This window comes from Nocardia ignorata NBRC 108230, from assembly GCF_001612905.1.
GTDB lineage: Bacteria > Actinomycetota > Actinomycetes > Mycobacteriales > Mycobacteriaceae > Nocardia > Nocardia ignorata.
In genome coordinates, this window is the sequence record NZ_BDBI01000002.1 from 226,520 (window position 1) to 251,834 (window position 25,315).

At 67.8% G+C, this 25,315-nt stretch carries 30 protein-coding genes; 18 read left to right on the forward strand and 12 right to left on the reverse strand.

The window, feature by feature from the left end; translation table 11 throughout:
• The first annotated feature begins 17 nt into the window (after positions 1 to 17).
• From ccsB to NI2_RS01505, 7 genes are all read left to right on the forward strand, one after another.
• A complete protein-coding gene (gene ccsB, locus NI2_RS01475; RefSeq protein ID WP_067484962.1) occupies positions 18 to 971 on the forward strand; it encodes a c-type cytochrome biogenesis protein CcsB in 954 nt (317 codons plus the stop codon).
• 34 nt (positions 972 to 1,005) lie between these two features.
• On the forward strand, positions 1,006 to 1,809 hold the full coding sequence (locus NI2_RS01480) for a hypothetical protein (protein ID WP_067484964.1): 804 nt from the start codon (positions 1,006 to 1,008) through the stop codon (positions 1,807 to 1,809).
• 28 nt (positions 1,810 to 1,837) lie between these two features.
• The gene (locus NI2_RS01485) at positions 1,838 to 2,182 is read left to right on the forward strand and encodes an ArsR/SmtB family transcription factor (RefSeq protein ID WP_210740173.1); all 345 of its coding nucleotides are present in this window, start codon (positions 1,838 to 1,840) and stop codon (positions 2,180 to 2,182) included.
• Positions 2,182 to 2,853 carry a cation efflux transmembrane domain-containing protein gene (locus NI2_RS01490; RefSeq protein ID WP_067485862.1) on the forward strand — a complete coding sequence of 224 codons (672 nt, stop codon included), beginning with the start codon at positions 2,182 to 2,184 and terminating at the stop codon, positions 2,851 to 2,853. The genes NI2_RS01485 and NI2_RS01490 overlap by 1 nt, the downstream gene beginning before the upstream one ends.
• Before the next feature lie 129 nt (positions 2,854 to 2,982).
• Complete coding sequence (locus tag NI2_RS01495) at positions 2,983 to 3,195, forward strand: hypothetical protein (protein WP_067484968.1); 213 nt, start codon at positions 2,983 to 2,985, stop codon at positions 3,193 to 3,195.
• Between the two features lie 115 nt (positions 3,196 to 3,310).
• Entirely contained in the window at positions 3,311 to 4,084 is a 774-nt protein-coding gene (locus tag NI2_RS01500; RefSeq protein WP_067484970.1) for an ATP-grasp domain-containing protein, read from the forward strand.
• 549 nt (positions 4,085 to 4,633) lie between these two features.
• Positions 4,634 to 5,047, forward strand: a complete 414-nt coding sequence (locus NI2_RS01505) for a DUF4189 domain-containing protein (RefSeq protein ID WP_067484973.1) — start codon at positions 4,634 to 4,636, stop codon at positions 5,045 to 5,047.
• Between the two features lie 8 nt (positions 5,048 to 5,055).
• Here the strand turns inward: NI2_RS01505 and NI2_RS01510 are convergent, their stop codons facing one another.
• From NI2_RS01510 to NI2_RS01525, 4 genes are all read right to left on the reverse strand, one after another.
• A complete protein-coding gene (locus NI2_RS01510) occupies positions 5,056 to 5,496 on the reverse strand; it encodes an SgcJ/EcaC family oxidoreductase (RefSeq protein ID WP_067484976.1) in 441 nt (146 codons plus the stop codon).
• A 106-nt stretch (positions 5,497 to 5,602) separates the two neighbouring features.
• Positions 5,603 to 6,253 carry a hypothetical protein gene (locus NI2_RS01515; RefSeq protein ID WP_067484979.1) on the reverse strand — a complete coding sequence of 217 codons (651 nt, stop codon included), beginning with the start codon at positions 6,251 to 6,253 and terminating at the stop codon, positions 5,603 to 5,605.
• Positions 6,254 to 6,309: 56 nt separating this feature from the next.
• The gene (locus NI2_RS01520) at positions 6,310 to 6,501 is read right to left on the reverse strand and encodes a hypothetical protein (RefSeq protein ID WP_067485864.1); all 192 of its coding nucleotides are present in this window, start codon (positions 6,499 to 6,501) and stop codon (positions 6,310 to 6,312) included.
• A 112-nt stretch (positions 6,502 to 6,613) separates the two neighbouring features.
• Positions 6,614 to 6,823, reverse strand: a complete 210-nt coding sequence (locus NI2_RS01525; RefSeq protein WP_019049435.1) for a BldC family transcriptional regulator — start codon at positions 6,821 to 6,823, stop codon at positions 6,614 to 6,616.
• Positions 6,824 to 6,976: 153 nt separating this feature from the next.
• On the opposite strand from NI2_RS01525, the gene NI2_RS01530 reads away from it, so the two are divergent.
• The 6 genes from NI2_RS01530 to NI2_RS01555 are packed head-to-tail and all read left to right on the forward strand — an operon-like array spanning position 6,977 to position 10,280.
• Positions 6,977 to 7,291, forward strand: a complete 315-nt coding sequence (locus NI2_RS01530; RefSeq protein WP_067484981.1) for a DUF4229 domain-containing protein — start codon at positions 6,977 to 6,979, stop codon at positions 7,289 to 7,291.
• A complete protein-coding gene (gene cds1, locus NI2_RS01535) occupies positions 7,288 to 8,373 on the forward strand; it encodes an L-cysteine desulfhydrase Cds1 (protein ID WP_067484984.1) in 1,086 nt (361 codons plus the stop codon). Before NI2_RS01530 ends, cds1 begins: the two co-directional genes overlap by 4 nt.
• Positions 8,374 to 8,430: 57 nt before the next feature.
• Positions 8,431 to 8,973 (forward strand): dihydrofolate reductase family protein, encoded by a 543-nt coding sequence (locus NI2_RS01540; RefSeq protein ID WP_067484987.1) that lies wholly within the window; start codon positions 8,431 to 8,433, stop codon positions 8,971 to 8,973.
• A gap of 55 nt (positions 8,974 to 9,028) precedes the next feature.
• Positions 9,029 to 9,250: a hypothetical protein gene (locus NI2_RS01545; RefSeq protein WP_067484990.1), complete on the forward strand. Its 222-nt coding sequence runs from the start codon at positions 9,029 to 9,031 to the stop codon at positions 9,248 to 9,250.
• Positions 9,250 to 9,831, forward strand: coding sequence for a Clp protease N-terminal domain-containing protein (locus tag NI2_RS01550; protein ID WP_067484992.1), 582 nt, complete (start codon positions 9,250 to 9,252; stop codon positions 9,829 to 9,831). Before NI2_RS01545 ends, NI2_RS01550 begins: the two co-directional genes overlap by 1 nt.
• A 53-nt stretch (positions 9,832 to 9,884) precedes the next feature.
• Positions 9,885 to 10,280, forward strand: coding sequence for a phage holin family protein (locus NI2_RS01555; RefSeq protein ID WP_067484995.1), 396 nt, complete (start codon positions 9,885 to 9,887; stop codon positions 10,278 to 10,280).
• Here NI2_RS01555 and NI2_RS01560 read toward each other — a convergent pair.
• From NI2_RS01560 to NI2_RS01580, 5 genes are all read right to left on the reverse strand, one after another.
• Entirely contained in the window at positions 10,277 to 11,146 is an 870-nt protein-coding gene (locus NI2_RS01560; RefSeq protein WP_067485000.1) for a 1,4-dihydroxy-2-naphthoate polyprenyltransferase, read from the reverse strand. The genes NI2_RS01555 and NI2_RS01560 overlap by 4 nt on opposite strands.
• Before the next feature lie 22 nt (positions 11,147 to 11,168).
• Positions 11,169 to 11,633 carry an SRPBCC family protein gene (locus NI2_RS01565; protein ID WP_067485002.1) on the reverse strand — a complete coding sequence of 155 codons (465 nt, stop codon included), beginning with the start codon at positions 11,631 to 11,633 and terminating at the stop codon, positions 11,169 to 11,171.
• A gap of 93 nt (positions 11,634 to 11,726) precedes the next feature.
• On the reverse strand, positions 11,727 to 12,851 hold the full coding sequence (gene menE, locus NI2_RS01570; RefSeq protein ID WP_067485003.1) for an o-succinylbenzoate--CoA ligase: 1,125 nt from the start codon (positions 12,849 to 12,851) through the stop codon (positions 11,727 to 11,729).
• 259 nt (positions 12,852 to 13,110) lie between these two features.
• Positions 13,111 to 13,503 carry a VOC family protein gene (locus NI2_RS01575; RefSeq protein ID WP_067485005.1) on the reverse strand — a complete coding sequence of 131 codons (393 nt, stop codon included), beginning with the start codon at positions 13,501 to 13,503 and terminating at the stop codon, positions 13,111 to 13,113.
• Between the two features lie 13 nt (positions 13,504 to 13,516).
• Entirely contained in the window at positions 13,517 to 14,410 is an 894-nt protein-coding gene (locus NI2_RS01580; RefSeq protein ID WP_067485007.1) for a 1,4-dihydroxy-2-naphthoyl-CoA synthase, read from the reverse strand.
• 141 nt (positions 14,411 to 14,551) lie between these two features.
• Between NI2_RS01580 and NI2_RS01585 the strand changes: the two genes are divergently transcribed.
• The 3 genes from NI2_RS01585 (at position 14,552) to menD (ending at position 17,569) form a co-directional block, all read left to right on the forward strand.
• Positions 14,552 to 14,998, forward strand: coding sequence for a DUF6918 family protein (locus NI2_RS01585; protein WP_067485009.1), 447 nt, complete (start codon positions 14,552 to 14,554; stop codon positions 14,996 to 14,998).
• Between the two features lie 372 nt (positions 14,999 to 15,370).
• Entirely contained in the window at positions 15,371 to 15,655 is a 285-nt protein-coding gene (locus NI2_RS01590; RefSeq protein WP_067485012.1) for a hypothetical protein, read from the forward strand.
• A 282-nt stretch (positions 15,656 to 15,937) separates the two neighbouring features.
• Entirely contained in the window at positions 15,938 to 17,569 is a 1,632-nt protein-coding gene (menD, locus tag NI2_RS01595; RefSeq protein WP_067485866.1) for a 2-succinyl-5-enolpyruvyl-6-hydroxy-3-cyclohexene-1-carboxylic-acid synthase, read from the forward strand.
• On the opposite strand, the gene NI2_RS01600 is transcribed toward menD, so the two are convergent.
• Entirely contained in the window at positions 17,566 to 17,820 is a 255-nt protein-coding gene (locus NI2_RS01600; RefSeq protein ID WP_067485015.1) for an Rv3202a family protein, read from the reverse strand. The two genes, menD and NI2_RS01600, sit on opposite strands and share 4 nt — an antisense overlap.
• A 135-nt stretch (positions 17,821 to 17,955) precedes the next feature.
• Between NI2_RS01600 and NI2_RS01605 the strand changes: the two genes are divergently transcribed.
• Positions 17,956 to 18,537, forward strand: coding sequence for a TIGR03086 family metal-binding protein (locus NI2_RS01605; RefSeq protein ID WP_067485018.1), 582 nt, complete (start codon positions 17,956 to 17,958; stop codon positions 18,535 to 18,537).
• Positions 18,538 to 18,636: 99 nt separating this feature from the next.
• On the opposite strand, the gene NI2_RS01610 is transcribed toward NI2_RS01605, so the two are convergent.
• Entirely contained in the window at positions 18,637 to 19,272 is a 636-nt protein-coding gene (locus tag NI2_RS01610) for a TetR/AcrR family transcriptional regulator (RefSeq protein WP_067485021.1), read from the reverse strand.
• 82 nt (positions 19,273 to 19,354) lie between these two features.
• On the opposite strand from NI2_RS01610, the gene NI2_RS01615 reads away from it, so the two are divergent.
• Entirely contained in the window at positions 19,355 to 20,398 is a 1,044-nt protein-coding gene (locus tag NI2_RS01615; protein ID WP_067485024.1) for an aldo/keto reductase, read from the forward strand.
• Here the strand turns inward: NI2_RS01615 and NI2_RS34835 are convergent, their stop codons facing one another.
• The gene (locus NI2_RS34835) at positions 20,399 to 25,237 is read right to left on the reverse strand and encodes a bifunctional nitrate reductase/sulfite reductase flavoprotein subunit alpha (protein WP_084475780.1); all 4,839 of its coding nucleotides are present in this window, start codon (positions 25,235 to 25,237) and stop codon (positions 20,399 to 20,401) included.
• Positions 25,238 to 25,315 lie beyond the last annotated feature (78 nt).

Consider the following 25,315-nt stretch of genomic DNA (forward strand, 5'->3'; position numbering starts at 1 on the left):
ATCGAGGCGGAGTTCTGATGCCGATCGACGAAACGCTGGCACGCTACAGCGACTATTCGTTCATGTCGGCGATCGCCGTCTACACCCTGGCGACGGTGCTGCTGATCGTGCAGTACGCCTCGGCCCGCGCCAAGCAGGTCGCCGCGCGTGACCACGGCCCCGTCGATCCGTCCCTGCCCGGCCGGATCGCGATGCCCGAGGCGAAGTCGCGCGCCGAACGCTTCGGCGACATGGCGTTCTCCGTGCTCTCGGTGGGTGCGGTCCTGCACATCGCCTCGATCGTGCTGCGCGGTTTCGCCACCCACCGCTTCCCACTCGGCAACATGTACGAGTTCACCACCATGGCCACCGCGGCCGCCGTGGTGATCGGCCTGATCTTCCTGCGCGATCAGCGTTTCCGCGCGATGTGGGCGTTCCTGCTCGTCCCCGTGCTGATCCTGATGTTCCTCGCGGGCACCGTCCTCTACGCCGACGCCGCCCCCGTCGTCCCCGCCCTTCGCTCGTTCTGGCTGCCCATCCACGTCACCATCGTGAGCGTCGGCAGCGGCGTCTTCCTGGTCTCGGGCGTCGCCAGCCTCCTCTACCTCTACCGCATGCGCCAACCGGCAGGCGAAGAGTCCTCGAACATCTTCGGCACCATCGCCCGCCGCCTCCCCGACGCCCGCACCCTCGACCAGCTCGCCTACAAAACCACCATCATCGGCTTCCCCCTCTTCGGCGCAGGCGTCATCCTCGGCGCCATCTGGGCCGAAGCCGCCTGGGGCCGCTTCTGGGGCTGGGACCCGAAGGAAACCTGCTCCTTCATCGCCTGGGTTCTCTACGCGGCCTACCTCCACGCGCGCGCGACCTCGGGCTGGCGAGACACCAAGGCCGCGTGGATCAACATCGCCGGGTTCGTGGCAATGCTGTTCAACCTTTTCATCATCAATATGGTCATCTCGGGTCTGCACAGCTACGCCGGGTTGACCTGAGCGTCCCCGGTTAGCAGCCGTACGCTGTGGCCGCATGGGGATCATCGTCGAATCCGCGCAATTGGCCGCTAGTTCCGACGAGGACCGGCTGGTCGTCACCGACCATGCTGTGATCGTTCTCGACGGTGCCACGGCCCACGATCCCGCGATGCCGTCGGCCGGGGCGTATGTCGACTTTCTCGCCTCGGACCTCGCGCAGTCGATCGATGGAACGTCGCCGTTGGCGGTCGTCCTCGAGCAGTCGATCGCGAGGGCAGTGGCCGTGCTGGGGATCGAACCGGGGGCGGCGCCGTCGAGCACAGTCGCGCTCGTCCGCGTCGAATCCGACGCCGTCGATGTGCTGGTTCTCGGTGACTCGTCGGTGATCGTCGGGCTGCGCACCGGAGGCGTGCAGGTGCATACCGACGATCGGCTGCCGAGGCTTCGGCTACCGGAGGCTGACCTGTTCCGCAGGTTGCTGGCCGACGGGCAGGGCTACAGCGAACAACATCGGAAGGTCCTGCGAGAGCTTCAGGTCGCCGAACGGGCGCAGCGCAACCGCCCGGATGGCTATTGGATCGCCGAAGCCGATCCCGGCGCGGCCGCACACGCGCTGCGCTTTCGGTATCCACGTGATGAGGTCGCGTGGATCATCGCTGCCACCGACGGCGCCTTCGATCTCGTTCCTTCGCTCGGGGTGACCTGGCCCGAAGTCGCGAACATGTCCACGCGACAGCTCGAACAACTGCTTCGTGATGTGCACATCTGGGAGGCCGAGACGGACCCGGACGGCCAGGCACTTCCTCGGGCCAAACGTCACGATGACAAGACCGTCGCCGTCGTGCGCCTCGTGGCCTAGATTCATCGTTTCCTGAATACAGATTTCGATGTACTGTCGACGTGTGGATACTCTGATTCGTCGTGACGCGCTGGCCCGCTTCGGGCACGCGCTCTCCGACGCCACTCGCACGCAGATCTTGCTGAGCCTGCGTGAAGCGCCTGCGTACCCCTCGGACCTGGCCGAACGTATCGGAGTGTCGCGTCAGATCCTGTCCAATCACCTGGCCTGCCTGCGCGGTTGTGGGCTTGTGGTCGCGGTACCGGAGGGGCGGCGCTCGCGTTACGAGCTGGCCGACGCGCGCATCGGGCGGGCCCTGGACGACCTGACCGGGCTGGTGCTGGCCGTGGATCCGGCCTGCTGCCCGGACTCGGCTACGCAAGAGTGCTGCTGATGTCTTCCTCGGTGTCCGCGGCTTCGACGCAGCGCCTGGCCTTGCTGGCGCGCCGGATCCGCTGGTTCGTCGCGGCCACCATCACCTACAACGTCATCGAAGCGATCATCGCCTTGACCGAGGGCGCTCGCGTTTCGTCGGCCGCGCTGATCGGATTCGGTCTGGACTCGATCATCGAGGTGTCCTCGGCCGCCGCCGTCGCCTGGCAGTTCGCAGGCCGGGACCCGGAGAAGCGCGAGAAGATCGCGCTGCGGATCATCGCGTTCTCGTTCTTCGCCCTTGCTCTCTATGTCACCGTCGATTCGATCCGTGGGTTGCTCGGCGCCGGCGAAGCCCGGCCTTCCCCGATCGGGATCACCCTGGCGGCGGTGAGCCTGGCGGTGATGCCGGTGCTGTCGTGGGCCCAGCGCCGCGCCGGCCGCGAACTCGGATCGGCTTCCGCGGTCGCCGATTCCAAGCAGACCCTGCTGTGCACCTATCTTTCGGCGGTGCTGCTGGTCGGACTGTTGCTCAACAGCCTGTTCGGGTGGTCGTGGGCCGACCCCATCGCCGGCCTTGTCATCGCCGCAATCGCGGTCAAGGAAGGTCTCGACGCGTGGCGGGGTGACACCTGCTGTCCGGCACCCTTTGCTGCGAGTACAAGCGATCACGACTGCGCTTGCTGCGACTGATCCGAGAATTCCGCTCATACAGATGCTTCGAGCCACAGACCACGGAAGCGGGGTCTCGTGGTTGCGCCGGCACCTCAATAGCCTGCTCGGCAGTGGGCAGTTCGAAACTCGGCGCAGTAAGGATTCTCGATGAAAAGATCTTTCGCGGTGGCTACGTTGGTCGGCGCGCTGATGCTGGCCCCGGTCGGCCCCGCCCAAGCTGCCACTCAGCCCGCTGCTCCCGTTGCCGCGTGCGTCGAGTACCCGATCGGAGCGCCGGGCGGGTGCGACTTCATCCAGAACATCCTGCAATTGCTGAGCCTCGGCTCGTCCACACTGAGCGCCGGCCCGACAGCATCCTGAATCGAGTCGCGCAGCCATAGGGACAGGCCTGCTGCTCGTCCCGAGTGAAAGTCGAGACAGTACGGCATTGGCCCGCAACATATTCGACGGCATCGACCGCGAGTAGCGTCGAACCGTGCGACCGCGTTGGCTCATCGACCACCACGACGAATTCCCCGGATCGGCCGTTGTCGCGGCTGCCCTGGACGATCCCGTGATCGTGCACCGTCATGACGTCATGATGGGCCGTTGGCCTGTCCTGCCCGACACGCGCCCGGTCGTCGGCTACGGGACGATGCCGACAATGACGCACCTGCGCCGGCATCCGCACCTCGGTGACGCGGTATTCGACGACTACCCGACGCTGCGCTGCTCGTCGTACTACCCGCACGTATACGACCTTCTCGGCCGCACCGCCGTTCTTGTGCCGTTCTCGGCGCTTCCCGACCTTCCCTTGGGACGCATGTTCGGCAGCGATCGCGTCTTTCTCCGCAGTGACACGAACTTCAAACTCTTTCCCGCGGCCGTTCATCCGATTGCCGAGCTGGATCGGTGGGGCGACCTGTACGACAAGCACAAGCACGAACTCGTCGTGGTGTCGGAAGTCGTGAACTTCGAGAATGAGTACCGCTGCTTCTGCCGCAACGGCCGCTTCTTCTGCGGAAGTTCGTACCCCCTGGAACCGTATGCTCCGGTCCCCGACCACGTGCGCGCTTTCGCGGAGGCTGCGGCGAGGCGCATGCTCGTGCACGGCTCCAATATGGTCACGGTCGACGTAGGCGTCTGCCCGGATGGCGTGCTTCGCCTCGTAGAGCTCGGCGGCGTCAATAGCTGGGGCATCTATGGCTCGAACGTCGCGGACTTCATCGCGTCGATGGAAGCCGAGGCACTTGACCGCGCGGAGGTGTGACGCGAGCCCACGGAAGTGGGGGCGTTTCACTTTTGTTCATCGGCATTACCGTCTGCGGTATCTATCGGTGTTCGAGAGGTTGAAGAAATGCGTCGTCTGAGTGTGGTTGCTGCTGTTGCGTTTTCGTTGGGCGTTGGGCTGGCTGGTACTGCGACAGCTTCGCCCGTCGCGACCCCGAGCCCGGTGGCCACCGATTCCGGATCGGCCGGCCCGATGACTGCCTCCGCAGATCCGGATTCGGGTTCGGCGGCCCTTCCCGGCCTGCTGCTGCGATGCCTGTCCACCGGCACAAGCATGCTCATGGGGATGCCGACCTGCGTCTGACTTTCAGGCAAGGCTCCTGAACGTCCCCGGCCTCTCGGTGAGGAGCCGCTGTCAGGTCGTGGTTGGGCACTGTCACCGGCGCCGAGCCCGGTTTTTCCTGAGCTCGGTTGGCTCGGTGTGCTGCTGTGAACCCCCTTGTGCTGCAACCGAGTTGACGTTGATCGCCGGGCGGGTCATGCTGTCCGGTTCGGCTCGGCAGGAGTCGATGATCGACTGGAGGGCCCCGTGGGGAAGCAGATTTCGATGGTGTTGGCCGCTGTGGCGATGGTTGTCGCGGGAGCCGGGGTGGCGGCGGCCGAACCGGGGGAGGGCGGGCGGTACTACGGGGTTGTCACGATGGATCGGGCCGATTCGTCGCATCTGATCTCGGCGGTGAACTATCCGAGCTGGGAGGCTGCGGAGGAAGCCGCGCGGGAGCTGTGCCACCGGCCGAACTGTGAAGTCGTCGCCCGATTCGTCGACGAATGTGTGTCGTTGGCGAGGAACATGGTGAATGCTGGCGGGCCCGGGCGCGACGGGGACTTCCGCGCCCGGGTCGCCCCGACGGCCGAGGAGGCCGAAGCGGCCGCGATCGCCGCTGCGGCGAAGATCGGGCCGGGTCCGGTGATGGTGATGAAGACGGTCTGCAGCGGCGTGTAGTGCCGCGATCAGGAAGCCGGAACGAGGGTGTTCTGGCGGGCCGACACCCACCACCGATCGTTCTCCTTGACCAGCACGTACAGGGCGACCATGGCAGGGTCGGTGTCGATCAGCGTGCCGTCGGCGGTAGTGGCCCGGGCTTCCTTGTGCGCGATGGCGACATCGGGGCGCAGGAAGGTGATGTCGGTGACGTCGTACCGGACGTACTCGTCGGCGAGAAATCCGGCCAAGCCCCGTCGATTGGCATCGAGCAGCGCATCGCGCCCACGCAGCACCATGCCGACCGCATTACCCACGACGGCGTTCGCGGCGAACGGTGCCGTCATCAACTCGGCATCGTTGGTGTTGTACGCGGTCTGGGTATCGGCGACGATCCGGCGGATCGCGGCGATATCGGCGGTGTGGTCCACGGTGTCGTCATCGACCACCGGCGGTTGCATCGTGTTCATAGGTCCGGACGCTATTTGCTCAACTTCGGTTGAGGTCAAGTGTGGCGGGGCCGGAGACAACTGTGCCCGGGTGCTCGGGTGAGCATCCGGGCAGTGGTCGGTGCGATCAGCAGTAGTAGCAGATCTTGTTGGCCGGGAGTTCCACGTGGCAGTTCAGGCAGACCGGTTTGCGGACCGGTTCGGGCTTGGGGGTGGTGACGCTGGGGCGGGAGGAGGCGGTGCGCTTGGCTTCGGCGGCTTCCGCGGCCTCGGTGGTCGCCAGGTCCTGGGAGGTGCGCTGGCGGATCGCGGCGACCTTCGGGGGGAGGGTGGGGAGGCCACCGTCGGCGGGGAGGTCGGTGGCGTAGTGCTGGTAGCACTGCCAGCGGGCGGCGGCCGCGTGCATCTCGAGGTCGTCGGGGATGGGCAGGCCGGCGAGTTCGAGGATGTAGCGGTAGCCGGTGCCGACGGTCTGGTTGCGGCGCACACACAGCGCGCTCAGCGGCGGCTCGTTGTTGTTGTGACAGTATTCGGCGACCCGGTCGAGCACGACCGGCAGCCAGTGCTGCCACTTCACCTGGGTGCGGATACCGGACTCTTCCTGCACCAATTCGGCCAGCTCGGTATTGACGATGAAGTTGTTGAAGCGCGACGCGGTGGCGGCGAGCACGTCGTGTGCCGCGCGTGTCCACGCCGACCGCGCCTCGGTGAACGTCACGGCGCTGCCGTCGGCCGCGCGCCAAGTGGTCGGGATGGAAGCCTGCTGCACATCGATCACCGGAATACGTTATCTACCCAGCTGTTTCGTGCGCAATGGGGGGTATGTGGGTCAGCTCACGCCTCGGGACCGGAATCGTCGCGTGGTTGCTTGCGGAGCCGCCACAGGAATTCCGGGTCGTCGTCCGGACCGAGGATCGGCCTGCGTGCGGCCGGGCCGGGGTTCGGGCTCGGGCGTTCGGGGCCGAACGCCTTCCAGCACAGCACCGCGATGGCCACGATCGCGATGAGTGCCAACAGGTACGTCACGTCGCTCACCTCCTGCTATCGAGGGTAGCCGTGTCCGCACCGTGTGCACATCGGCAACGGAGGGGAAATTCCCGGCAAACGCGAGCCGAACCGGCTCGCGCCGCCGGTGAGGTCAGCGGGGGGCTGCCTCGGTGGTGAGCGATTTGAGCAGCTGCAGAACCTCGGACTCGCGGAATCGGCGGTGTCCGCCCGGCGTGCGCAGCGAACCGAGCCTGCCCGCATGGGCCCACCGAGTAACGGTCTTCGGGTCTACGTGGAACATTGCGGCCACTTGGCCTGGTGTCAGCAGAGTGTCCTGGCCGCCGACGGTGATCGCAGTCATAGCTAACCTCTCCGTTCTCGACAGTTCCCTCATCAGATGGCGCCATCGTCGCACTGCGACCCCCACGTAGTCGAACCACCTACAGTTGGTAAAGGGGAAGTAATAGACAAATGCCGCGAACGGGGCCGCGCGCGCCGGGGTTACCCTGTCAAGGTGAGTGAAGCAACTGGTCAGCAAGGTTCTGCGGGGAAGCGGCTGGCCCGCAACCTTGCCCTCTACACGCTGGCCCGGCTCGGGCTTGTCGTGGTGATCGCCGCGTTGATCGTCGGCGTCGCCAAGCTCATCGGGGTCGAGGTGCCGATCATCGTAGCGGCCCTGTTCGCGCTGATCGTCGCGATGCCGCTGTCGCTGACCCTGTTCAAGAAACTGCGCATGAAGGTGAACGAGGACATCGCCGTCGTCGACGAGCGCCGCCGCCAGGACAAGGCGCAGCTGCGGGCTCGTCTGCGGGGTGACGAGGACGCGTGAAGTACCTCGACCGCAGCGCACCGCGTGACTGGGTCGACAACGCGGTGCGGCTGATCGACGCCGACGCCCAGCGTTCCGCCGACACCCACCTGTTGCGCTACCCGCTGCCCGCCGACTGGCCGGTACAGCTGTATCTCAAGGACGAATCCACCCACATCACAGGCAGTCTCAAGCACCGCCTGGCCAGATCGCTGTTCCTGTACGCGATCTGCAACGGCTGGGTGACCGAGGGGACGACGGTGGTCGAGGCGTCGTCGGGGTCGACGGCGGTGAGCGAGGCGTATTTCGCCAAGCTGCTCGGGCTCGATTTCGTGGCGGTGATGCCGGCGAGTACGTCGCCGCAGAAGATCGCGCTGATCGAAGCCCAGGGTGGCCGTTGCCATTTCGTCGAGCGGCCGCCGGAGATGTACTCCGAGGCCAAGCGGCTGGCCGCCGAATCGGGCGGGCACTTCATGGACCAGTTCACCCACGCCGAACGGGCGACGGACTGGCGCGGCAACAACAACATCGCCGAATCCATCTTCCAGCAGCTGGCTTTGGAACAGCATCCGATCCCGGAGTGGATCGTGGTCGGCGCCGGAACCGGTGGCACGAGCGCGACGATCGGTCGCTACATCCGCTACCGCAGGCACCCCACGCGCCTGGCCGTGGTCGACCCGGAGAACTCCGCGTTCTACGGCGGTTACGAGACCGGCGACGCCGGGTACGAGACCGGAATGCCTTCGCGCATCGAGGGAATCGGTCGCCCGCGGGTGGAGCCGTCGTTCATCGGTCAGGTCGTGGACCGCATGATCGTGGTGCCCGACGCGGCCTCGATCGCGGCCACCCGGCACGCGAGCACCGCCCTCGGCCGCCGCGTGGGCGGCTCGACGGGGACCAATCTGTGGGGCGCGTTCCACCTGGTCGCCGAACTGCTCGCGGCCGGGCGCAGCGGCAGTGTCGTCACCCTGCTGTGCGACGGCGGTGACCGCTACGCCGGTACCTACTTCGACGATGCCTGGGTCGAGGGTCAGCGCCTCGACCTGACCGGACCGAGCGCCGTTCTCGCCGAATTCGCCGCGACGGGTCGCTGGACCGGCTGATTTCCCACACCGAACCTTGACAGTGGATGGCAGGTTTCACTGTCAGGATCGGTGTTCATGACGACCACCTATTACACGGCTTCCAGTCTCGACGGCTACATCGCCGACCCCGACAATTCGCTGGATTGGCTGATGGCGGTAGCCGATGCCGATCCGGCCACCGGGGATGTCGGCGTTTTCCTGGAAGGCGTCGGCGCCATGTGTCTCGGGTCGACCACCTACGAGTGGATGGCGAACAACAACCCGCCCGAGACCTGGCACGACGAGTACGGCGACCTGCCGACCTGGGTGTTCACCCACCGGGTGCTGCCCCGGCTGCCCGGTGCGAACGTGCGCTTCGTCGCCGGTGAGGTCGGCCCGGTCCACGAGCAGATGACCGCAGCGGCCGGGGTTCGCGACATCTGGGTGATGGGTGGTGGCGACCTCGCCGGACAGTTCGCCGATGCCGGGCTGCTCGACGAGGTGATCGTCGGCGTCGCGCCGGTGACTCTCGGTGGCGGCGCGCCCGTACTCCCGCGCCGCATTCTGGCCGACCGGCTGCGACTCGTCGAGGTCGAGCGCCTGGGGCAGTTCGCCAAGCTCGTCTACCGATTGAGCTGACATCGGTCGTCAATTTTTGTTGACAACCCTTGGATCGTCAATCAAAATTGACAGCATGACCGATGCAACCACGCTCGCCGCCGCGGCGGGCAATCCCGATCCCTCGGTCGGTCTGCGCGCGGTGCTCGCCCTGCGCAGACTGGCCGACCGGCTCGAAACCATCCAGGTGGCCAACGCGCGCGCCAACGGCTGGTCGTGGCAGGCGATTGCCGACGCGCTCGAGGTGAGCAAGCAAGCGGTGCATCAGAAACACAACCGGAAGGGTGGCACCCGCTGATGTTCGAGAAATTCACCAAAGGCGCCAAGGTGGCCGTTGTCCTGGCTCAGGAAGAAGCCAAGGAACTGGGCGCCCAGCGAATCGGACCCGAACACGTCCTGCTCGGCGTGCTGACCAACGCCGAGCCGCCGCTGCGCGCGGTTCTCGACGCCGACGGCATCACCGCCGAGGGCGTGCGCTCCACGCTCGCCGCACGGGCGAACGAAACCCCGCTCGGCGCCGACGACGCGGAGGCGCTGCGCTCCATCGGCATCGACCTCGACGCGGTGCGGGCCAGCGTCATCGAGAACTTCGGCCCGCAGGCGTGGGATCAGGCCGAACCCGAACCCAAGCGCGGGATCTTCGGCCGCGTGAAGGGTGCCGACTGGGGCCACATCCCGTTCTCGGCGCCCGCCAAGAAGTCCCTCGAGCTCGCCCTGCGCGAAGCACTGCGCCGCAAGGACCGCGAGATCGGCACCGCCCACCTGTTGCTCGGCATTCTCCGCAGCGTCGATCCGGTGCAGGCCGATCTGCTCGGCGGCAGCGACGGCATCGCGACGCTGCGCGAGGACATCCACCGGATGCTCGACCGCGCCGCCTGAACTTGCCGCGCCGGACACACCGCGATGTCCGATTTCGGGCATAGCATGGGTCTATGCAGCTAGCCATACGGTTGGTCATCAACGCCATAGCCATCTGGGCCGCGGCGGCGTGGATCGACAAGATCACTATTTCCGTGCCGCCGGAATGGTCCGACGAGTGGGGCAACTGGGGCAAGGCCCTGGTCATCCTCATCGTCGCGATCGTGTTCACCGCCGTGAACGCCGTCATCAAGCCGATCGTGAAACTTCTGTCCCTGCCGTTCGTGATCCTCACGCTCGGCCTGTTCCTGCTGGTGGTGAACGCGGCCATGCTGTGGCTCACCGCCAAGATCACCGAACTCACCGACTACGGCCTGCGGGTCGACGGTTTCTGGGCAGCGGTGCTCGGCGGTGTCATCATCATGCTGGTCAACTGGGTACTCGGCATCATCGTGCCCGACGGCGACTAGCCGAAACCGACGGCCAGCGCGCTCAGCGCCGACCAGGCCAGCAGCGCCAGCCCGGAATCGCGCAGGGCGGGAATCAGTTCCAGCCCGCCCTTGCCCGTACGCACCGGGGCGTTGGCCCGGACTGCCAGCGGAATCGCCAGCAGTCCGGCCAGCGCCAGCGGTGTGCGGGCGATCAGCGCGAGACTGATGATGAACGGTACGGCCAGCAGTACCAGGTGCAGTGTGCGGGTGCGCGCGTCACCGAGTTTCACGGCGAGGGTGACCTTCCCGGACTCGGTGTCGGTGGGAATGTCACGCAGGTTGTTGGCGACCAGCACGGCACTGGAGAACGCGCCGACACCGATCGCCAGCAGTAGCCCCACCCAGTCGACCCGCTCCGCCTGCACGAACTGGGTGCCGAGTACGGCGATCAACCCGAAGAACACGAACACCGCGATCTCACCGAAACCGCTGTATCCGTAGGGCTTGCTGCCACCGGTGTAGAACCAGGCACCGGCCAGGCACAGCGCGCCGAGGAGTACCAGCCACCAGGCGGTCGTCGCGGCGAGCACGAGCCCGGCGACGGCCCCCACCGCGAGGCTCACCACGGCGGCGGTGCGAACAGCGCTGGGGGAGGCCAGTTTCGACCCGACCAGCCGCAGCGGCCCCACCCGCTCGTCGTCGGTGCCGCGGATTCCGTCGGAGTAGTCGTTGGCGTAGTTCACCCCGACGATCAGGGCGAGCGAAACGAGCAGGGCCAGTAGTGCTTTCCACCAGACGGCGCCGTCGATCGAGGCGGCGGCACCGGTGCCCGCCAGGACCGGGGCGATCGCGTTGGGCAGCGTCCGCGGCCGGGCGCCTTCGATCCATTCCGCAGCTGTAGCCATGAATCGAAGCCTAGTCGCGTGTTCAGGACCCGGCTGATTCGGCGACCGTCTTCAATCTGGCCAGGCCCTTGTCGAAGTCCTTGCCGATCATGTTGTCGATCGGGAACACCTTGCCGAGCACACCCATCAGGCCCGAGTGGGTGCCGGTCATCCGCCAGGTCACCTCGGTGCCGCCGGGGACCGGGTCGAGGGTGAAGGTGACCGTATTGGTTGCCTTGAACGGTTTCTCGAACTCCAGTCGCACGCCGATCTCGCGCTCGGCATCGGCTTTGATCTCCATCACACCGGCACCGGCCTTGCGGTTGCCGCGCCATGCGTACCGCGCGCCCACACCGGATTCGGGACCGCTGTAGGTGCGGGCCAGCTGCGGGTCGGAATCCTCCCAGGGCGACCACAGCCGCCACTGCCGGAAGTCGTTGATGAAGCCACGGATGCGTGCCGGCTCGGCGGCGATGGTCGCGCGCCTGCTCACCTCGAAGTCGCCCATGAGAGTGAGCCTAGAACCCGGCACCGACAAATTCGCGGCTTGCGGGCCGGTGTCATCGTGGCAGGTCGGCACCCCGCCCGTCGGCCGCGACGACTATCCGGCCAGCAGGCGTGCCCGCACGGCCGCGCGATCGGGCTTACCGGGCCCACGCAGCGGAATCTCCTCGAGCACCACGAGTTCCCTCGGCGCCGCGATCGAGTCGAGCTCGGCGACGACGTGCGCCCGGATCTCCTCCAGCGTGGGGGCGGCGCCCGCGTTCGGCACGATCGCCACGGCCACCCGCTGACCGAGCCGTTCGTCGGGCAGCCCGAGCACGATGCATTCCCGGATCCCCGGATGAGTGGCCAGCACGGCCTCCACCACCTGCGGAATCACCAGCAGGCCACCGGTCATGATGGCCTCGTCGAGTCGTCCGCTGATCGCGAGCTTACCGTCTTCGAACGAACCCGCGTCCTCGGTGCGGAACCAGCCGGGCTCGGCGAAGGCGGGGTGGTCGGGCAGGTTGCGGTACCCGCGCGCGATCATCGCGCCGCCGAGCACCACCCGGCCGTCCTCGATGCGTACGCGGGTGCCGTCGAGCGGTACGCCGTCGTACACGCAGCCGCCGCATGTCTCGCTCATGCCGTAGGTGCGGACCACATTGATCCCGGCATCGCGGGCCCGCTCGTACACCGGTGGCGGGGTGGCCGCCCCGCCGACCAGCACGGCGTCGAGCTCGCTGAGCGCCTTGGCCGCGATCGGCGAGTCCAGCGACTTGATGAGCTGGGTCGGGACGAGCGCGGTGTAGCGGCGCGGCCCGCGCATCGCACCGACCGCCCCGGCCAGTGCCTCCGGCAGGAATCCGCCCGACACGTCGAGCACGGTCGGCTCGGTGCCCGCGAGGATGCTGCGCAACAGCACCTGAATGCCGGCGATGTGGTGGGTCGGCAGGGCGAGCAGCCAGCTGCCGGGTCCGCCGAGGCGAGCGTGGGTGGCGTTTCCGCTGGCCCGCAGTGCCTCGGCGCCGAGCAACGCGCCCTTGGGGATGCCGGTGGTGCCCGAGGTCGTCACGACGAGCGCGACGTCGTCGTCGATCGGGTCGCCCGGCTTGAGCGCGTCGGAGAGTCGGCGTGCCTCGCGACGGTCGGTCGTCGGGATCGGCAGCCACGCCGGTCCGCTGCCGTCGAGGGCCTGCCGCAGATGGGGAAGTACTTCGCCGACACCGGAACCGGTGGGCATCTGCAGCGTCCGAAGGGTTCTGCTCACGCCACCACCTCCGGATACAGCAAGCTGTGCGACCTCACGACTTCGATCGTGTCATGCGGGCGACAAGACCCGGCCAACGGGTCGGTTTGCTCTGCGGGAAAAAGCCAGGCATAGCGTCTGCGATTCAGTAGATGGACAGAACTCGCTGCGCGGTCCGGACGTCGGCGGTCGGGCGCTTGCTCCCAGCCATCGTGCTCGGGCACGCGCGCATCGGCAAATCGGGCGACCCGGCTCACTCCGGCGACCAGCGCTGGTCACGCCGGATGGGATGTTCGGCGGGCACCTCCACCAGCACGATCGGTACGCCGTCGGGGTCGGCAACCCACATCTCCCACAGTCCCCACGGCTCGAGCACGGGTTCACGGACGATGGGAATTCCCTTCAGCGCCAGCTCCGCCGCCGCGTCGGACACATCGCGCACCTGCAGCCACAGCGCACCGTCGAAAGTGCCCGACTGCCCGCTGCCACCGTGCGCGGCGACCTCCACCAGCGACTGCCCGGCGAAGAACACCGTGCCGCCGGGGTACTCCCTGGCGATCGCGAGACCGAGCCCGTCGCGGTAGAACGCGAGGGTGGCCGCATAGTCGCTGGGCCGCACGATGATCCGGCTGTTGAGAATTTCCATCGCCCGTCCGTTCTCAGAAGTACCAGGGGTAGGGCGTCCAGTCGGGCGCGCGCTTCTCCAGGAAGGCGTCGCGCCCCTCCACCGCCTCGTCGGTCATGTACGCCAGCCTGGTCGCCTCACCGGCGAACAGCTGCTGACCGACCAGACCGTCGTCGAGCAGGTTGAACGCGTACTTCAGCATGCGCTGGGCCTGTGGCGATTTGCCGTTGATGTCGGCGGTCCACTCCAGCGCCACGGTCTCGAGCTCGTCGTGGTCGACGACCTTGTTCACCGCACCCATCTGATGCATCTCCTCGGCCGTGTACGGCCTGCCGAGGAAGAAGATCTCGCGCGCGAACTTCTGGCCGACCATCTTCGCCAGATACGCGCTGCCGTAACCGCCGTCGAACGAGCCGACATCGGCGTCGGTCTGCTTGAAGCGCGCGTGCTCGCGCGAAGCGAGCGTCAGGTCGCACACCACGTGCAGGCTGTGGCCGCCGCCGGCCGCCCACCCGTTCACCAGGGCGATCACCACCTTGGGCATGAACCGGATCAGCCGCTGCACCTCGAGGATGTGCAACCGGCCCGCGCGTGCCTTGTCGACGGTGTCGGCGGTGTCGCCCTCGGCGTACTGGTAGCCGCTGCGGCCGCGGATGCGCTGGTCGCCGCCGGAACAGAACGCCCAGCCACCGTCTTTCGGGCTCGGCCCGTTGCCGGTGAGCAGCACCGCACCCACGTCCGGCGACATGCGCGCGTGGTCGAGCGCGCGATACAGCTCGTCGACGGTGTGCGGGCGGAAGGCGTTGCGCACCTCGGGCCGGTCGAAGGCCACGCGCACGGTGCCCTGTTCGACGTGCCGGTGATAGGTGATGTCGGTCAGGTCTTCGAACCCGGGGACGGGCCGCCACAGCTTCGGATCGAAAGTCACGACACCGATTATTGCCCTACCGCATGGGGCGAGCCTACGAGGCGGTAACACCGCAGGTCGAGCGGTCGCGCGAGCATCCCGCGCGCGGGTGCGTATAGTTGCGCCTGCTCGTTCATCGAACCGATCCGGAGGAACCTGAAAGTGGTTGCAGCACTGTCTGAATCCCTGCTCGACGACGCCAAGCGCCCGGCTTTCCTTGCTGACGCCGTCGAGGTTCTCGACGCCGAGGTCTCGGACAAAGGTGGTGCGTCCGGCCTGGCCGTGAAGGGTGGTTACGCGGCGGTCAAGAAGATCAGCCCCACCATCGTTCCCGACGCGCTGGCCTCGCTGGCGCCGAAGCTGCTCGATCAGCTCCAGCCGTACTGGGCCGAATTCACCGCCTCGGGCACCGGCACCTTCGCCGATCTGCTGAGCGCCAAGTCCGACGAGGTCGCCGAGTCGCTGCTGGCGGTCACCGACGCCCGCGCCGAGGCGTCGACCCGTCCCGCGCTGCAGAAGGTGTACTCCTCGATGCGCGGTTCGGCCAAGAAGCACGTCATCGAGGCGCTGCCGCGCGTCGGCGATCTGGTGCAGAAGCACGCGGGCTGAGTTTCCCGCACACACCGAAGGCCGGTGTGGTTCGTACGCGAACCGCACCGGCCTTTCGCATGTCCTGTGACCACTGTCACCCCGGGGGATTCGCGGGAACCGCCCGTCACGGCCACGCCCGGTCGCGGGTAAATTCCGCCGCCCCGACTGTGAGCGAGATAACCGCGCCGGTAAACGGCGGGAAAATTGCGGGTTGCCGTGAATTATGGAGCGCGCGAGGATGCCGCGAACGATTGGCTACTGCCGACCGGAATCGATTACCGTGCCTCTCGAGCGGTTCGGAAAGAGGAATTGCTTGCTGCGGAAATCGCATCTTCCGCTGGGTACAGATGAAATGACTGCATTGCGCAGGTCGAAAGGAAGTCCGGTCACATGATCTCTCGTAAGGCCCTCGCCGCCACCGGTGCCGCCGCTACCGCCGCCGTCATGTTCTTCGGTCCGGCCGCTATGGCGAACGCTGAGGACAGCGGCTCCGCCAGCGGTTCCGCCGAGCTGCTCGAGCTGTCCACCGGCTCGGCCGGCCTGCTCGAAGGCCCCGCCGCCGGCTCCAGCGTGCTCGAGTCGGGCAGTGGTGCCATCGACGGCCTCACCTCCGCCGTCCTCAACATCGTCGACGCCGTCACCGGCATCAAGGACCTCACCGCTCCCGCCGAGTGAGCTGACCCCACCCTCGGCCCTTGTGCCGAAACGAAATCCGGCGACCGGGGCACGGCCCCGTCGCCGGATTTCTTTGTCTTGACGACTTGTTTGCGAACCGATGTATCTCGAACAGATAAACATAGTAATAGCCATACCTTTCGAGCCACCGGCAGCTAATTGCCCGGAACCGCCGGGGAATTGGTCTCCGGCACCATGACGGTGCCGCAGGGCCCCGGCGGTGACGTATCCAACGTGGGCCGGAGGCAGACGCGCCCCGCCCCGTCTGACAGGCTGGTGATTGTGAATCCGTCAACTGCGCAGGCACGAGTGGTCGTCGACGAGTTCGTGCGCGGCGGCGTCCGCGAGGTGGTGCTGTGCCCCGGATCGCGCAACGCCCCGCTCGCCTTCGCCCTGCAGGCCGCCGACGCGGCCGGTCGGCTGCGGCTGCACATGCGCATCGACGAGCGCACCGCGGGATTCCTCGCGATCGGCCTGGCGGTGTCGTCGGGGCGGCCCGTCCCGGTGGTGATGACCTCCGGTACCGCCGTCGCCAACCTGGCCCCCGCCGTGCTCGAGGCGAACTACGCGCGGGTGCCGCTGATCGTGGTCAGCGCGAACCGGCCCTACGAGATGCTCGGCACCGGCGCCAACCAGACCGTCGAACAGCTCGGCCTGTTCGGCAGCCAGGTGCGCGCGACCATCAGCCTCGGACTGGCCGAAGCCGAGGTCGGCGAGGCGAACTACGCGAGACAGAACAGCGTGTGGCGCTCGGCCGTGTGCCGGGTGCTCGCCGCCGCGCGCGGTACCCGCTCCGGCAACGCGGGACCCGTGCAGTTCGACATCCCGCTGCGCGAGCCCCTGGTCCCTGAGCTGTCCGACGATGTGATCCCCGTCGGTCGCGAGGGTGACAAGCCGTGGACGGCTACCCAGTACGCGACCCTCGACGTACCGCTCGACATCGACCTCACCCCCGACACCGTGGTCATCTCCGGACACGGTGCCGGTCTGCGCCCCGAGCTCGCGGCGCTGCCGACGGTCGCCGAGCCGACCGCGCCCATGCACGGCCCGGCCTTGCATCCGCTCGCGCTGTCGCTGCTGGCGCCGAAGCAGGCGATCATCACCGGTCGGCCCACGCTGCACCGGCAGGTGTCGCGGGTGCTCGCCGATCCGAACGTCACCGTGTACGCGCTCACCACGGGTCCACGCTGGCCCGATGTGTCCGGCAATGTCGTCGGCACCGGCACCCGCGCGGTCACCACCGGAACCCCGGACCCGGCATGGCTGGCCCGCTGCGCCGACCTGAACAACCAGGCCGAAGCGGTGGTCCGCGCCGAGCTGGCGAGCCACCCCAAGGCCACCGGCCTGCACGTCGCCGCCGTGGTCATGGACGCTCTGCGCGAGGGTGATCAGCTGTTGCTCGGCGCATCGAACCCGGTGCGCGACGCCGCACTGGTGTCGAGCCCGCGCCGAGGTGTGCGGGTGCTGTCCAACCGTGGCGTCGCGGGCATCGATGGCACCGTCTCCGGCGCGGTGGGCGCGGCGTTGGCACACCCCGGCCGCACGATCGCCCTCATGGGTGACCTGACGTTCCTGCACGACGCGTCCGGCCTGCTCATCGGCCGCGGCGAACCGCGCCCCGGCAACCTGACCATCGTGGTCGCCAACGACGACGGCGGCGGCATCTTCGAGCTGCTCGAACAGGGCGACCCGCAGTACGCGGGCGTGTTCGAGCGGGTCTTCGGCACACCGCACGGCATGGATCTGGCCGCGCTGTGCGCCGCCTACCGCATTCCGCATCGTGGCGTCGACCCCGCCGAACTCGCGGAGGAACTCGCCGCCGACGCGCACGGCATGCGGGTGCTCGAGGTGGCCACCGAACGGTCCAGCCTGCGCGAGCTGCACGCCACCGTGCGCGCCAAGATCGCCGGCTAGAGCTCGTCCTCCTCGTCGACGAACGCGTCACCGTCATCGAGCGGCACCTCGATGCTCTGCTCGATCACATCGGCCGGATTGGCCCGGTCGGCGTCCTGATCGACCCGGGCCGCCATCTCCTCGGTGTAGTCGGCGCTGTCGACGAGGGCCGGGTCGTCGGGGACATCGTCGTGGAAGGCCGACTGCTCCTGTTCCACGCGATCGGCCTCGGGGACCTCGTCCAGCGGGCGGGCGGTGTCGTAGTCGATCATCGGTACTCCTCTGTCGTCGTCGTTGCCTCGGACGGGTGTCGCTGATCGGGTCGTGCGCTGTCCAGAGTGCGCCGTTCGCCGGTTCTCGGCAACCCGCACCGATGATTCCGGCAGCATCGGGTCGTCTCGTTCTGTATGGAGCCGCAATTCGATTTCGCCCCCGCCGCCGGTTCGCTGGCCACTGTCGTCGCCGGGATCACCGACGACCAGTTCACCGCCCTCACCCCGTGCGTCGGCCTCGACGTTCGCGATCTGATCCGCCATGTCGTCGAGCTCACCGAAGCGTTCCGCCAGGCCGCGACCAAGGAATCCGTCGGTCGCTCCGCGCCACCCGGCGTGGTCGACGACGAGCTCTCCGCCGATTGGCGCACCAGGATTCCCACGCAGCTCGACGCGCTCGTCGAGGCATGGCGGGCGCCCGAGGCCTGGGACGGTGATACCGAAGCCGGTGGGGTCGTGATGCCGGCTGCGGCGATGGCGATGGTCGCGCTCGACGAACTCGTGGTCCACGGGTGGGATCTGGCGGTGTCGACCGGTCAGGTACTCGAGGTCGACCCTGATCATCTGGGGATTCTGCTCGAGTTTCTGGGTGAGACCGATCCGGAGGGGACACCCGGGTTGTTCGGGCCGGTCGTCGCTGTCGCCGAGGACGCGCCCGCACTCGACCGAGTGTTGGGGCTCACCGGTCGTGATGCGGGATGGAAGCCTCCGGCCTAGCGCTGCGAGGTGGAAGCCGCGGGCCTGGTGCTGCTGGGTGGAAGCTGCGGGTCTGGCGCTGCGGGTCTGTTTGCCCGAACTCGCGGGTCGAACGTTGTCCTACGACCGTCGGTCGGCGTAGGCCGCGTCGACGAAGGTGCCTGCCATCGTCGCCACGGTCGCGGCGCGCGCGGCTCGGTCGGCTGCGTCCCGATCGATCGGATCGCCGCTGGCCAGGAGACGGTAGTAGAGCGGTGCGGAGACCGCTGACAGCACAGCGCGGGCGTCGGTACCCGCGGGTGCTTCGCCGCGAGCGACCGCGTCGTGGACGCAGGGCGCCCACTCGTCGAGGCGGGTGTCGTAGAAGGCGTGCAGCGCGTTCGCGGTGTCGGCGTCGACGGTGGCGGCGGCGATCACGGCTCGGAACAGGTTGCCTTGGCGTGGGTCGATGAGGGTTTTGGCGACCAGGCGGGCGTTCGCGGTTAGGTCGTCGAGCAGGGCGCCGGTGTCGGTGCGGGGCAGCGACTGCTCGGCCATATCGATCAGGAGGTCCGCGACCAGGCCCGCGGGTGTGCGCCAGCGCCGGTAGACGGTGGTCTTCCCGACGCCCGCCGTCGCGGCGACTTCGGTCAGATCGAGCCCGCCCAAGCCGCGTTCGGCGAGCAGATCGCCGGTCACCTGCAGGACGGCTTCACGGACCCGTGCGGTACGCCCACCTGGGCGAACAGACCCGGGCCAAGCGATATCGTGCTGCATAACGGAACTCCTGTTTCATTTATGGCGAATCGGGTGTACTGTCCGAGGCGTTAACGAAACTATAGACCCTTTAGGAGTTCTCATGGAGTATCGGCGGCTCGGCGCTTCGGGTCTGCACGTTCCCGCCCTCGGTTTCGGGGCAGGCACCTTCGGCGGGCGTGGTCCCCTGTTCAGCGCGTGGGGCGATACCGACGCGGCCCAGGCCAGGCGGTTGATCGACGTCAGCCTCGAGGCTGGAGTGACCCTGTTCGACACGGCCGATGTCTATTCCGACGGTGCGTCCGAGGAAGTGCTCGGTGCTGCGATCAAGGGCAGGCGCGACAAGGTGCTGTTGTCCACCAAGTCGGCGCTACCCACCGGGCCCGGCGCCGACGACGCCGGTGCGGGCCGGGCCAGGCTCATCCGCGCGGTCGATGCGGCGCTGCACCGCCTCGGCACCGACTATCTCGACCTGTTCCAGCTGCACGCCTTCGACGCCGGCACACCGCTGCTCGAAACACTCTCGGCGCTGGGCGATCTCGTGCAGGCAGGCAAGATCCGCTATGTCGGTGTCTCCAACTTCGCCGGTTGGGAACTGATGAAGACCTTGGCCACCGCTGAGGCGCACGGCCTTCCGAAACCCGTTGCGCACCAGGTCTATTACTCGCTCGTGGGACGCGACTACGAGTGGGAACTCATGCCGCTCGGCGCCGATCAGGGTGTCGGCGCGGTGGTGTGGAGCCCGCTGGGCTGGGGTCGGCTCACCGGGAAAGTCCGCCGCGGCCAGCCACTTCCGGCGGGCAGCCGACTGCACGACACGGCGCAAGCCGGTCCACCCGTCGACGACGAGCACCTCTACGACGTCGTCGACGTGCTCGACACCATTTCGGCCGAGACCGGCCGCAGCGTCCCACAGATCGCCCTGAACTGGCTGCTCACCCGTCCCACCGTCGCCACCGTCCTGATCGGTGCCCGCAACGAGGAACAGCTGCGGCAGAACCTCGGCGCCGTCGGTTGGCAACTCGACCCAGAACACCTCGCCGCCCTCGACGCGGCGAGCGCCACCACACCCCCGTACCCCTACTACCCGTACCACCGCTTACCGGACTTCGCCCGGCTCAACCCGCCCGTGGTCCGCGCGGCCTGATCAGTACACGTCGCGCACGTAGCGCTTCTCGGCGACCAGTTGCTTCTTGAAGGCCAGTGCGCCCGCCTCGTCGAGCTTGCCGTGGATGCGGGCGATCCGCAGCAGGGTGTCGTCGACGTCCTTGGCCATGCGAGCGGCGTCGCCGCACACGTAGAAGTGGGCGCCCTCGCACAGCCACGACCACAACTCGGCGCCGTGCTCGATCATCCTGTGCTGCACATAGATCCGCTCGCGCTGATCACGAGAAAAGGCCAGGTCGAGGCGGGTGAGGAAGCCCGAGCGGAACATGTCCTCCAGCTCGGTGCGGTAGTAGAAGTTGTGTGCCGCGTGCTGGTCGCCGAAGAACAACCAGTTGCGCCCGGTCGCGCCGACGGCCCGGCGTTCGTGCAGGAACCCACGGAAAGGAGCGATACCGGTACCGGGGCCGACCATGATCATCGGCACGGTCGGGTCGAGCGGTGGACGGAAATGCGGTGCCCGCTGGAGGAAGATCGGCACCTCGGCACCGGCGCGGTCGGCCAGGAAGGTCGAGCACACCCCGCCTCGGCGCACCGAATCACCCACCGGGTCGCCGTAGCGCAACACACCTACCGTCAGCTGCACCTCGTCCGGCGTGGTGAGCGGGCTGGACGAAATCGAATACTGGCGCGGCTGCAGCTTTTTCAGTGCACCGAGCCAGTCGACCAGGTCGGTCCGCACCGGGAAGTCCCGCAGCACGTCCACGGCTTGGCGGTCCCACAGGTAACTCGCCAACTCGTTGCGGTTGTCCCGGCGCAGCAGTTTGGCCAGTTGCGGGTGCGGATTCCGTTCGGCGATGAACCCGAGCAGATCGTTGCTCACCTTGGTGATGTCGAAATGTGTGCGCAGTGCGTCGGTGAGCAGCAGCTCCCGCCCGTCGACCTCCACCGCGCGTCGTCCGTCGAGGCCGGTAGCCGCGAGCCACTCCGCCACGAGGTCGTCACAGTTGGTCGGCAGCACACCCAAGGAATCGCCCACCTCGTAGGGGGCATCGAGTTTGTGCAGGTCGAAACCGAAGCGGCGCACCTCTTTCGGTGATCCCGGCGCGCTCAGCACTTCGTTGCGCATGAGGGTGGCGAGTACGGGGGACTGACGGGTGAAGGGTGCGGCGGGTGCTCGCCGCGAAGGTGTGGTCTGCGGGCGATCGAGGACGGAGGCGCCACCTCGACCGCTCGGTCGGCTCGCGGCCTGCGCGGGATAAGGCTGCGGCGCGGCCCCCTGTATTGCGGAGTGCTGGGTCGTCGCCGTGAATCCAGGGGGCCACGTCCCTGTTGGTACAGGTGCGAATCCCGGCGTGGCAGGGGCCGTCGACCCGGGCAGGGTCGTGCCGAAGTGGTTGCCTGCGTCAGCCGAGGGGGAACCGACGAGTGGCGCTGCGGGCGGGAAAGTGGTTGCGGGCGGGACGGAGCCGAATCGGGGCGTGCCTGCGGTTGAGGGGATGCCGGTCAGCGCAGATCCGGCTGAACTCGTGCCGAATGTTGTGGGAGTGCCGGCCGGTGAACCAACGTCGGCCAGTGAACCGACGTCGGACGGCGAACCTAGGTCGGCCGCCGACGAGTCGGGGCCAGACGGCGCCGAACCGGGGCCGGACGGCGCCGAACCGGGTGACGTGTCGGGGTTCGGGGTGATGGCAGTGAGGACATCGGTAATCCACTGGTCGGCGGCGTCGTCGAAATCGGGTTCGCTGTCGACGCGGGGGAGTAGGCGGTGGGCGCCACGGGCGGAGAGGAGGGTGTCGAGGGTGCGGCCGTGGCCGCAGAAGTCGTCGTAGGAGGAGTCGCCGAGGGCGAATACCGCGTAGCGGATACGAGGCAGGCGCAGCGCGTCGTCCTCGAGCCGGGCGAGGAAATCGGCGCCGTTGTCGGGCGGTCCGCCGTCACCGAATGTGCTCGTGACGACGAGAACATCACCATCGAGTGCGGTCGGTTCGCAGGAGTCCATGTCGAGCAGCTTGGGCGCGAACCCGCCATCGGCGAGCCGCGCCGCCACCGAGGCGGCCAGCTCCTCAGCGTTGCCGGTTTGCGAAGCCCACAACACCGTCACGGTTGTGGATAACGCACCACCCGCTCCCGGCTCGGCTCCGCCCGCCGAGACGCCTACGGCACCCGGTCGGCCGGGAACCGCATCGACGGTGGGTCCGCCGTTGGCCACCGCACCGCCTGAGCTGAAGTCTCCGAAGGGAGGGTTATCGAACGGCTGCCCACCGACCGGCATTCCGGTGTCAGGGCTGCCGGCGGATTCACCGGCAGTGCCGGGACCCCTGGAGTACGCGCCGGCCAACATGCCGTCGATCCACAAGCGGGCCTGCGGTGACAGCGGGGCGGTGGCAGGCAGCACGGGCTGACCGGACACCGGAAGAGTTTGCAGCGCAGCGAGATACCCACCGAGATAGACGCGCTCGGCCTCGCTGAGTAACGGCGAGATCCCCGCGTCGAGCCCGAGCATCACAGCCAACGGATGCGGACCACCGTGACCGGGCCCCGGGACCGCCGGGCTCTCCGGGGCGAACCCGACCGGTTGACGGGTGTCGGCCGACGGCTGACCAGTGTGCACGGTCGGCGGTGCGGGTTGCCCGGCCGGCATGGCGTGTTGGGGCAGCCGGCCGGCCTCTGGGGAACCTTGCTGAATCGGAACTCCCGTCGAGGATTCCGCCGCCGGACCCACACGGCGCAGCGCGACCGCGCACGCCTTGAACTCCGGTTGCAGGGAAGTGGGGTCGACGGCGTCGTTGGTGACGGCGTTGATCGTCAGGTATTCGCCCTGTTCGTCATTCCAGTGGAAAGGAGCGAAGCAGTCGCCGGGACGGACCCGGTCGCTGATGCGGACCGGGAGAACGGCTCGCCCACGCCGGGAGGCGATTTCGAGCTGATCGCCAGGTTTCAGGTCGAGGCGGGCGGCGTCGTCGGGGTGCACCTCGACGAACGGTTCCGGGTCGAGTTTGGTCAGTTTGGTGACCTTGCCGGTCTTGGTCATGGTGTGCCACTGATGTTGCAGCCGACCGGTATTGAGCAGGAAGGGGTAGTCGTCATCAGGAAGTTCAGCAGCGGGCAGGTGGGGGCGTGGGAAGAACACCGCGCGCCTGCTCGGCGTGGCGAAGGCCAGCGCGGGGGTGTGACCGTCGGCATCTACGTGCAGCGGCTGGTGGATGCCGTCGTTGCGGTAGCGGATCGGGTTGCGTGGGCTGTCACTGTCGTTGCACGGCCACTGCATCGGGCCCTCACGCAGGCGGTCGTAACTCATACCGCTCAGGTCGTAACCGGTGGCGGGATTGGTGAACTGGCGCAACTCGTCGAAAACCTCGGCGCTGGAGGTGAAGTCGAAACCGGGGAAACCCATGGCGGTGGCCACCTGGGCGATGAGCAGCCAGTCGGGCCGGGCTTCACCGACCGGGTCGACGGATCGGCGCAGCAGGGTGACATTGCGTTCCGAATTCACCATCACCGCATCGCTTTCCGCCCACAGCGTGGCGGGCAGCAGCAGATCGGCATAGGAGTTGGTCGCGGTCTCGGTGTAGGCGTCCTGCACCACCACCAGTTCGGCCGCCTCGAGCCCGGCGATCACCGTCTTCCGGTTGGCCACGGTGGCAACGGGATTGGTGCAGATGATCCACGCCGCCTTGATCTCACCGTCGGCCAGACCGGCGAACATGTCGATGGTTCCCTGCCCCGCTTCGGTGCGCAGCGTGCCCTCGGGCAGTTCCCACGCGGTCTCGACGAAGGCGCGGTCGGCGGGGGAGAGCAGGCTGCGCTGGCCGGGCAGCCCCGGCCCCATGTAACCCATCTCGCGCCCGCCCATCGCGTTGGGCTGGCCGGTCAGCGAGAACGGCCCGCTGCCGGGTCGGCAGATCGCACCGGTGGCCAGGTGCAGGTTGATCAGGGCATTGGTGTTCCAGGTGCCGTGCGTGGACTGGTTGAGCCCCATCGTCCACAGCGACATCCACTCGCCCGCCTCGGCGATCATGGTCGCTGCGGTCCTGATGTCGGCTTCGGGGAGCCCGGTGAGTTCGGCGACCCGTTCCGGCGGGTAGTCGGCGAGGAACTCGGGCATCGCCTCCCAGCCCTCGGTGTGTTCGGCGATGAAGTCGGTGTCGATGGCGCCGTCGGCGACGAGCAGGTGCAGCAGGCCGTTGAGCAGGGCGAGGTCGGTACCCGGCGCGATCTGCAGGAACAGGTCGGCGCGCGCGGCCGTTTCGGTGCGCCGCGGGTCGACCACGATCAGTTTGGCGCCGGCTTTGAGCCGGTCGGCCATACGAAGGAAAAGGATCGGATGGCAGTCGGCCATGTTCGCGCCGGTGACGAAGAACAGGTCGGCGTGCTCGAAGTCGTCGTAGGAACCGGGGGGTCCGTCGGCACCGAGGGACTGCTTGTAGCCGGTGCCGGCGCTGGCCATGCACAGCCGCGAGTTGGCTTCGATGTGTTTGGTGCGCAGGTATCCCTTGGCGAGTTTGGTCGCCAGGTATTGGGCTTCCAGCGACATCTGCCCGGACACGTAGAGCGCGATGGCGTCGGGTCCGTGTTCGTCGAGGATCGCGCGCAGCCGGTCGGCGGTTTCGCGCACCGCGTCGTCCACAGGCAGCGGGACGGGCGCTTGTCCACGTTCGGGGCGGTGGTAGGCGGTGGTCATCCGGCCGGGCGCCGCCATCATCTCCGCGTGTGTCGCGCCCTTGGTGCAGAGCCGGCCCGCGTTGGCGGGATGCAGTTTGTCGCCGCTCACCTTGGCGATCACCGGTGCGCCGGACTGGTCGATCGTGGTCCGGACGGAGATGCCGCAGCCCACGCCGCAGTACGAGCACTGCGTGCGCACAGAGTCGTCGCCGGTCATGCGCGGCCCCCTCGGCATGCTCGGGCGCCCTGCGTGGTGACGCGGGTAGGCGTGTCCGGGCGCTGACCTGTCATGGCA

What these genes read in the sequence shown, in the direction of transcription:
- ccsB (WP_067484962.1), top strand. Translation starts at nt 18, where the DNA reads ATGCCGATCGACGAAACGCTGGCACGCTACAGCGACTATTCGTTCATG.
- NI2_RS01480 (WP_067484964.1), top strand. Translation starts at nt 1,006, where the DNA reads ATGGGGATCATCGTCGAATCCGCGCAATTGGCCGCTAGTTCCGACGAG.
- NI2_RS01485 (WP_210740173.1), top strand. Translation starts at nt 1,838, where the DNA reads ATGTACTGTCGACGTGTGGATACTCTGATTCGTCGTGACGCGCTGGCC.
- NI2_RS01490 (WP_067485862.1), top strand. Translation starts at nt 2,182, where the DNA reads ATGTCTTCCTCGGTGTCCGCGGCTTCGACGCAGCGCCTGGCCTTGCTG.
- NI2_RS01495 (WP_067484968.1), top strand. Translation starts at nt 2,983, where the DNA reads ATGAAAAGATCTTTCGCGGTGGCTACGTTGGTCGGCGCGCTGATGCTG.
- NI2_RS01510 (WP_067484976.1), bottom strand. Translation starts at nt 5,496, where the DNA reads ATGAACACGATGCAACCGCCGGTGGTCGATGACGACACCGTGGACCAC.
- NI2_RS01525 (WP_019049435.1), bottom strand. Translation starts at nt 6,823, where the DNA reads ATGACTGCGATCACCGTCGGCGGCCAGGACACTCTGCTGACACCAGGC.
- NI2_RS01540 (WP_067484987.1), top strand. Translation starts at nt 8,431, where the DNA reads ATGACGACCACCTATTACACGGCTTCCAGTCTCGACGGCTACATCGCC.
- NI2_RS01545 (WP_067484990.1), top strand. Translation starts at nt 9,029, where the DNA reads ATGACCGATGCAACCACGCTCGCCGCCGCGGCGGGCAATCCCGATCCC.
- NI2_RS01550 (WP_067484992.1), top strand. Translation starts at nt 9,250, where the DNA reads ATGTTCGAGAAATTCACCAAAGGCGCCAAGGTGGCCGTTGTCCTGGCT.
- NI2_RS01555 (WP_067484995.1), top strand. Translation starts at nt 9,885, where the DNA reads ATGCAGCTAGCCATACGGTTGGTCATCAACGCCATAGCCATCTGGGCC.
- NI2_RS01560 (WP_067485000.1), bottom strand. Translation starts at nt 11,146, where the DNA reads ATGGCTACAGCTGCGGAATGGATCGAAGGCGCCCGGCCGCGGACGCTG.
- NI2_RS01565 (WP_067485002.1), bottom strand. Translation starts at nt 11,633, where the DNA reads ATGGGCGACTTCGAGGTGAGCAGGCGCGCGACCATCGCCGCCGAGCCG.
- menE (WP_067485003.1), bottom strand. Translation starts at nt 12,851, where the DNA reads ATGCCCACCGGTTCCGGTGTCGGCGAAGTACTTCCCCATCTGCGGCAG.
- NI2_RS01575 (WP_067485005.1), bottom strand. Translation starts at nt 13,503, where the DNA reads ATGGAAATTCTCAACAGCCGGATCATCGTGCGGCCCAGCGACTATGCG.
- NI2_RS01590 (WP_067485012.1), top strand. Translation starts at nt 15,371, where the DNA reads ATGATCTCTCGTAAGGCCCTCGCCGCCACCGGTGCCGCCGCTACCGCC.
- NI2_RS01600 (WP_067485015.1), bottom strand. Translation starts at nt 17,820, where the DNA reads ATGATCGACTACGACACCGCCCGCCCGCTGGACGAGGTCCCCGAGGCC.
- NI2_RS01605 (WP_067485018.1), top strand. Translation starts at nt 17,956, where the DNA reads ATGGAGCCGCAATTCGATTTCGCCCCCGCCGCCGGTTCGCTGGCCACT.
- NI2_RS01610 (WP_067485021.1), bottom strand. Translation starts at nt 19,272, where the DNA reads ATGCAGCACGATATCGCTTGGCCCGGGTCTGTTCGCCCAGGTGGGCGT.
- NI2_RS01615 (WP_067485024.1), top strand. Translation starts at nt 19,355, where the DNA reads ATGGAGTATCGGCGGCTCGGCGCTTCGGGTCTGCACGTTCCCGCCCTC.
- NI2_RS34835 (WP_084475780.1), bottom strand. Translation starts at nt 25,237, where the DNA reads ATGACCGGCGACGACTCTGTGCGCACGCAGTGCTCGTACTGCGGCGTG.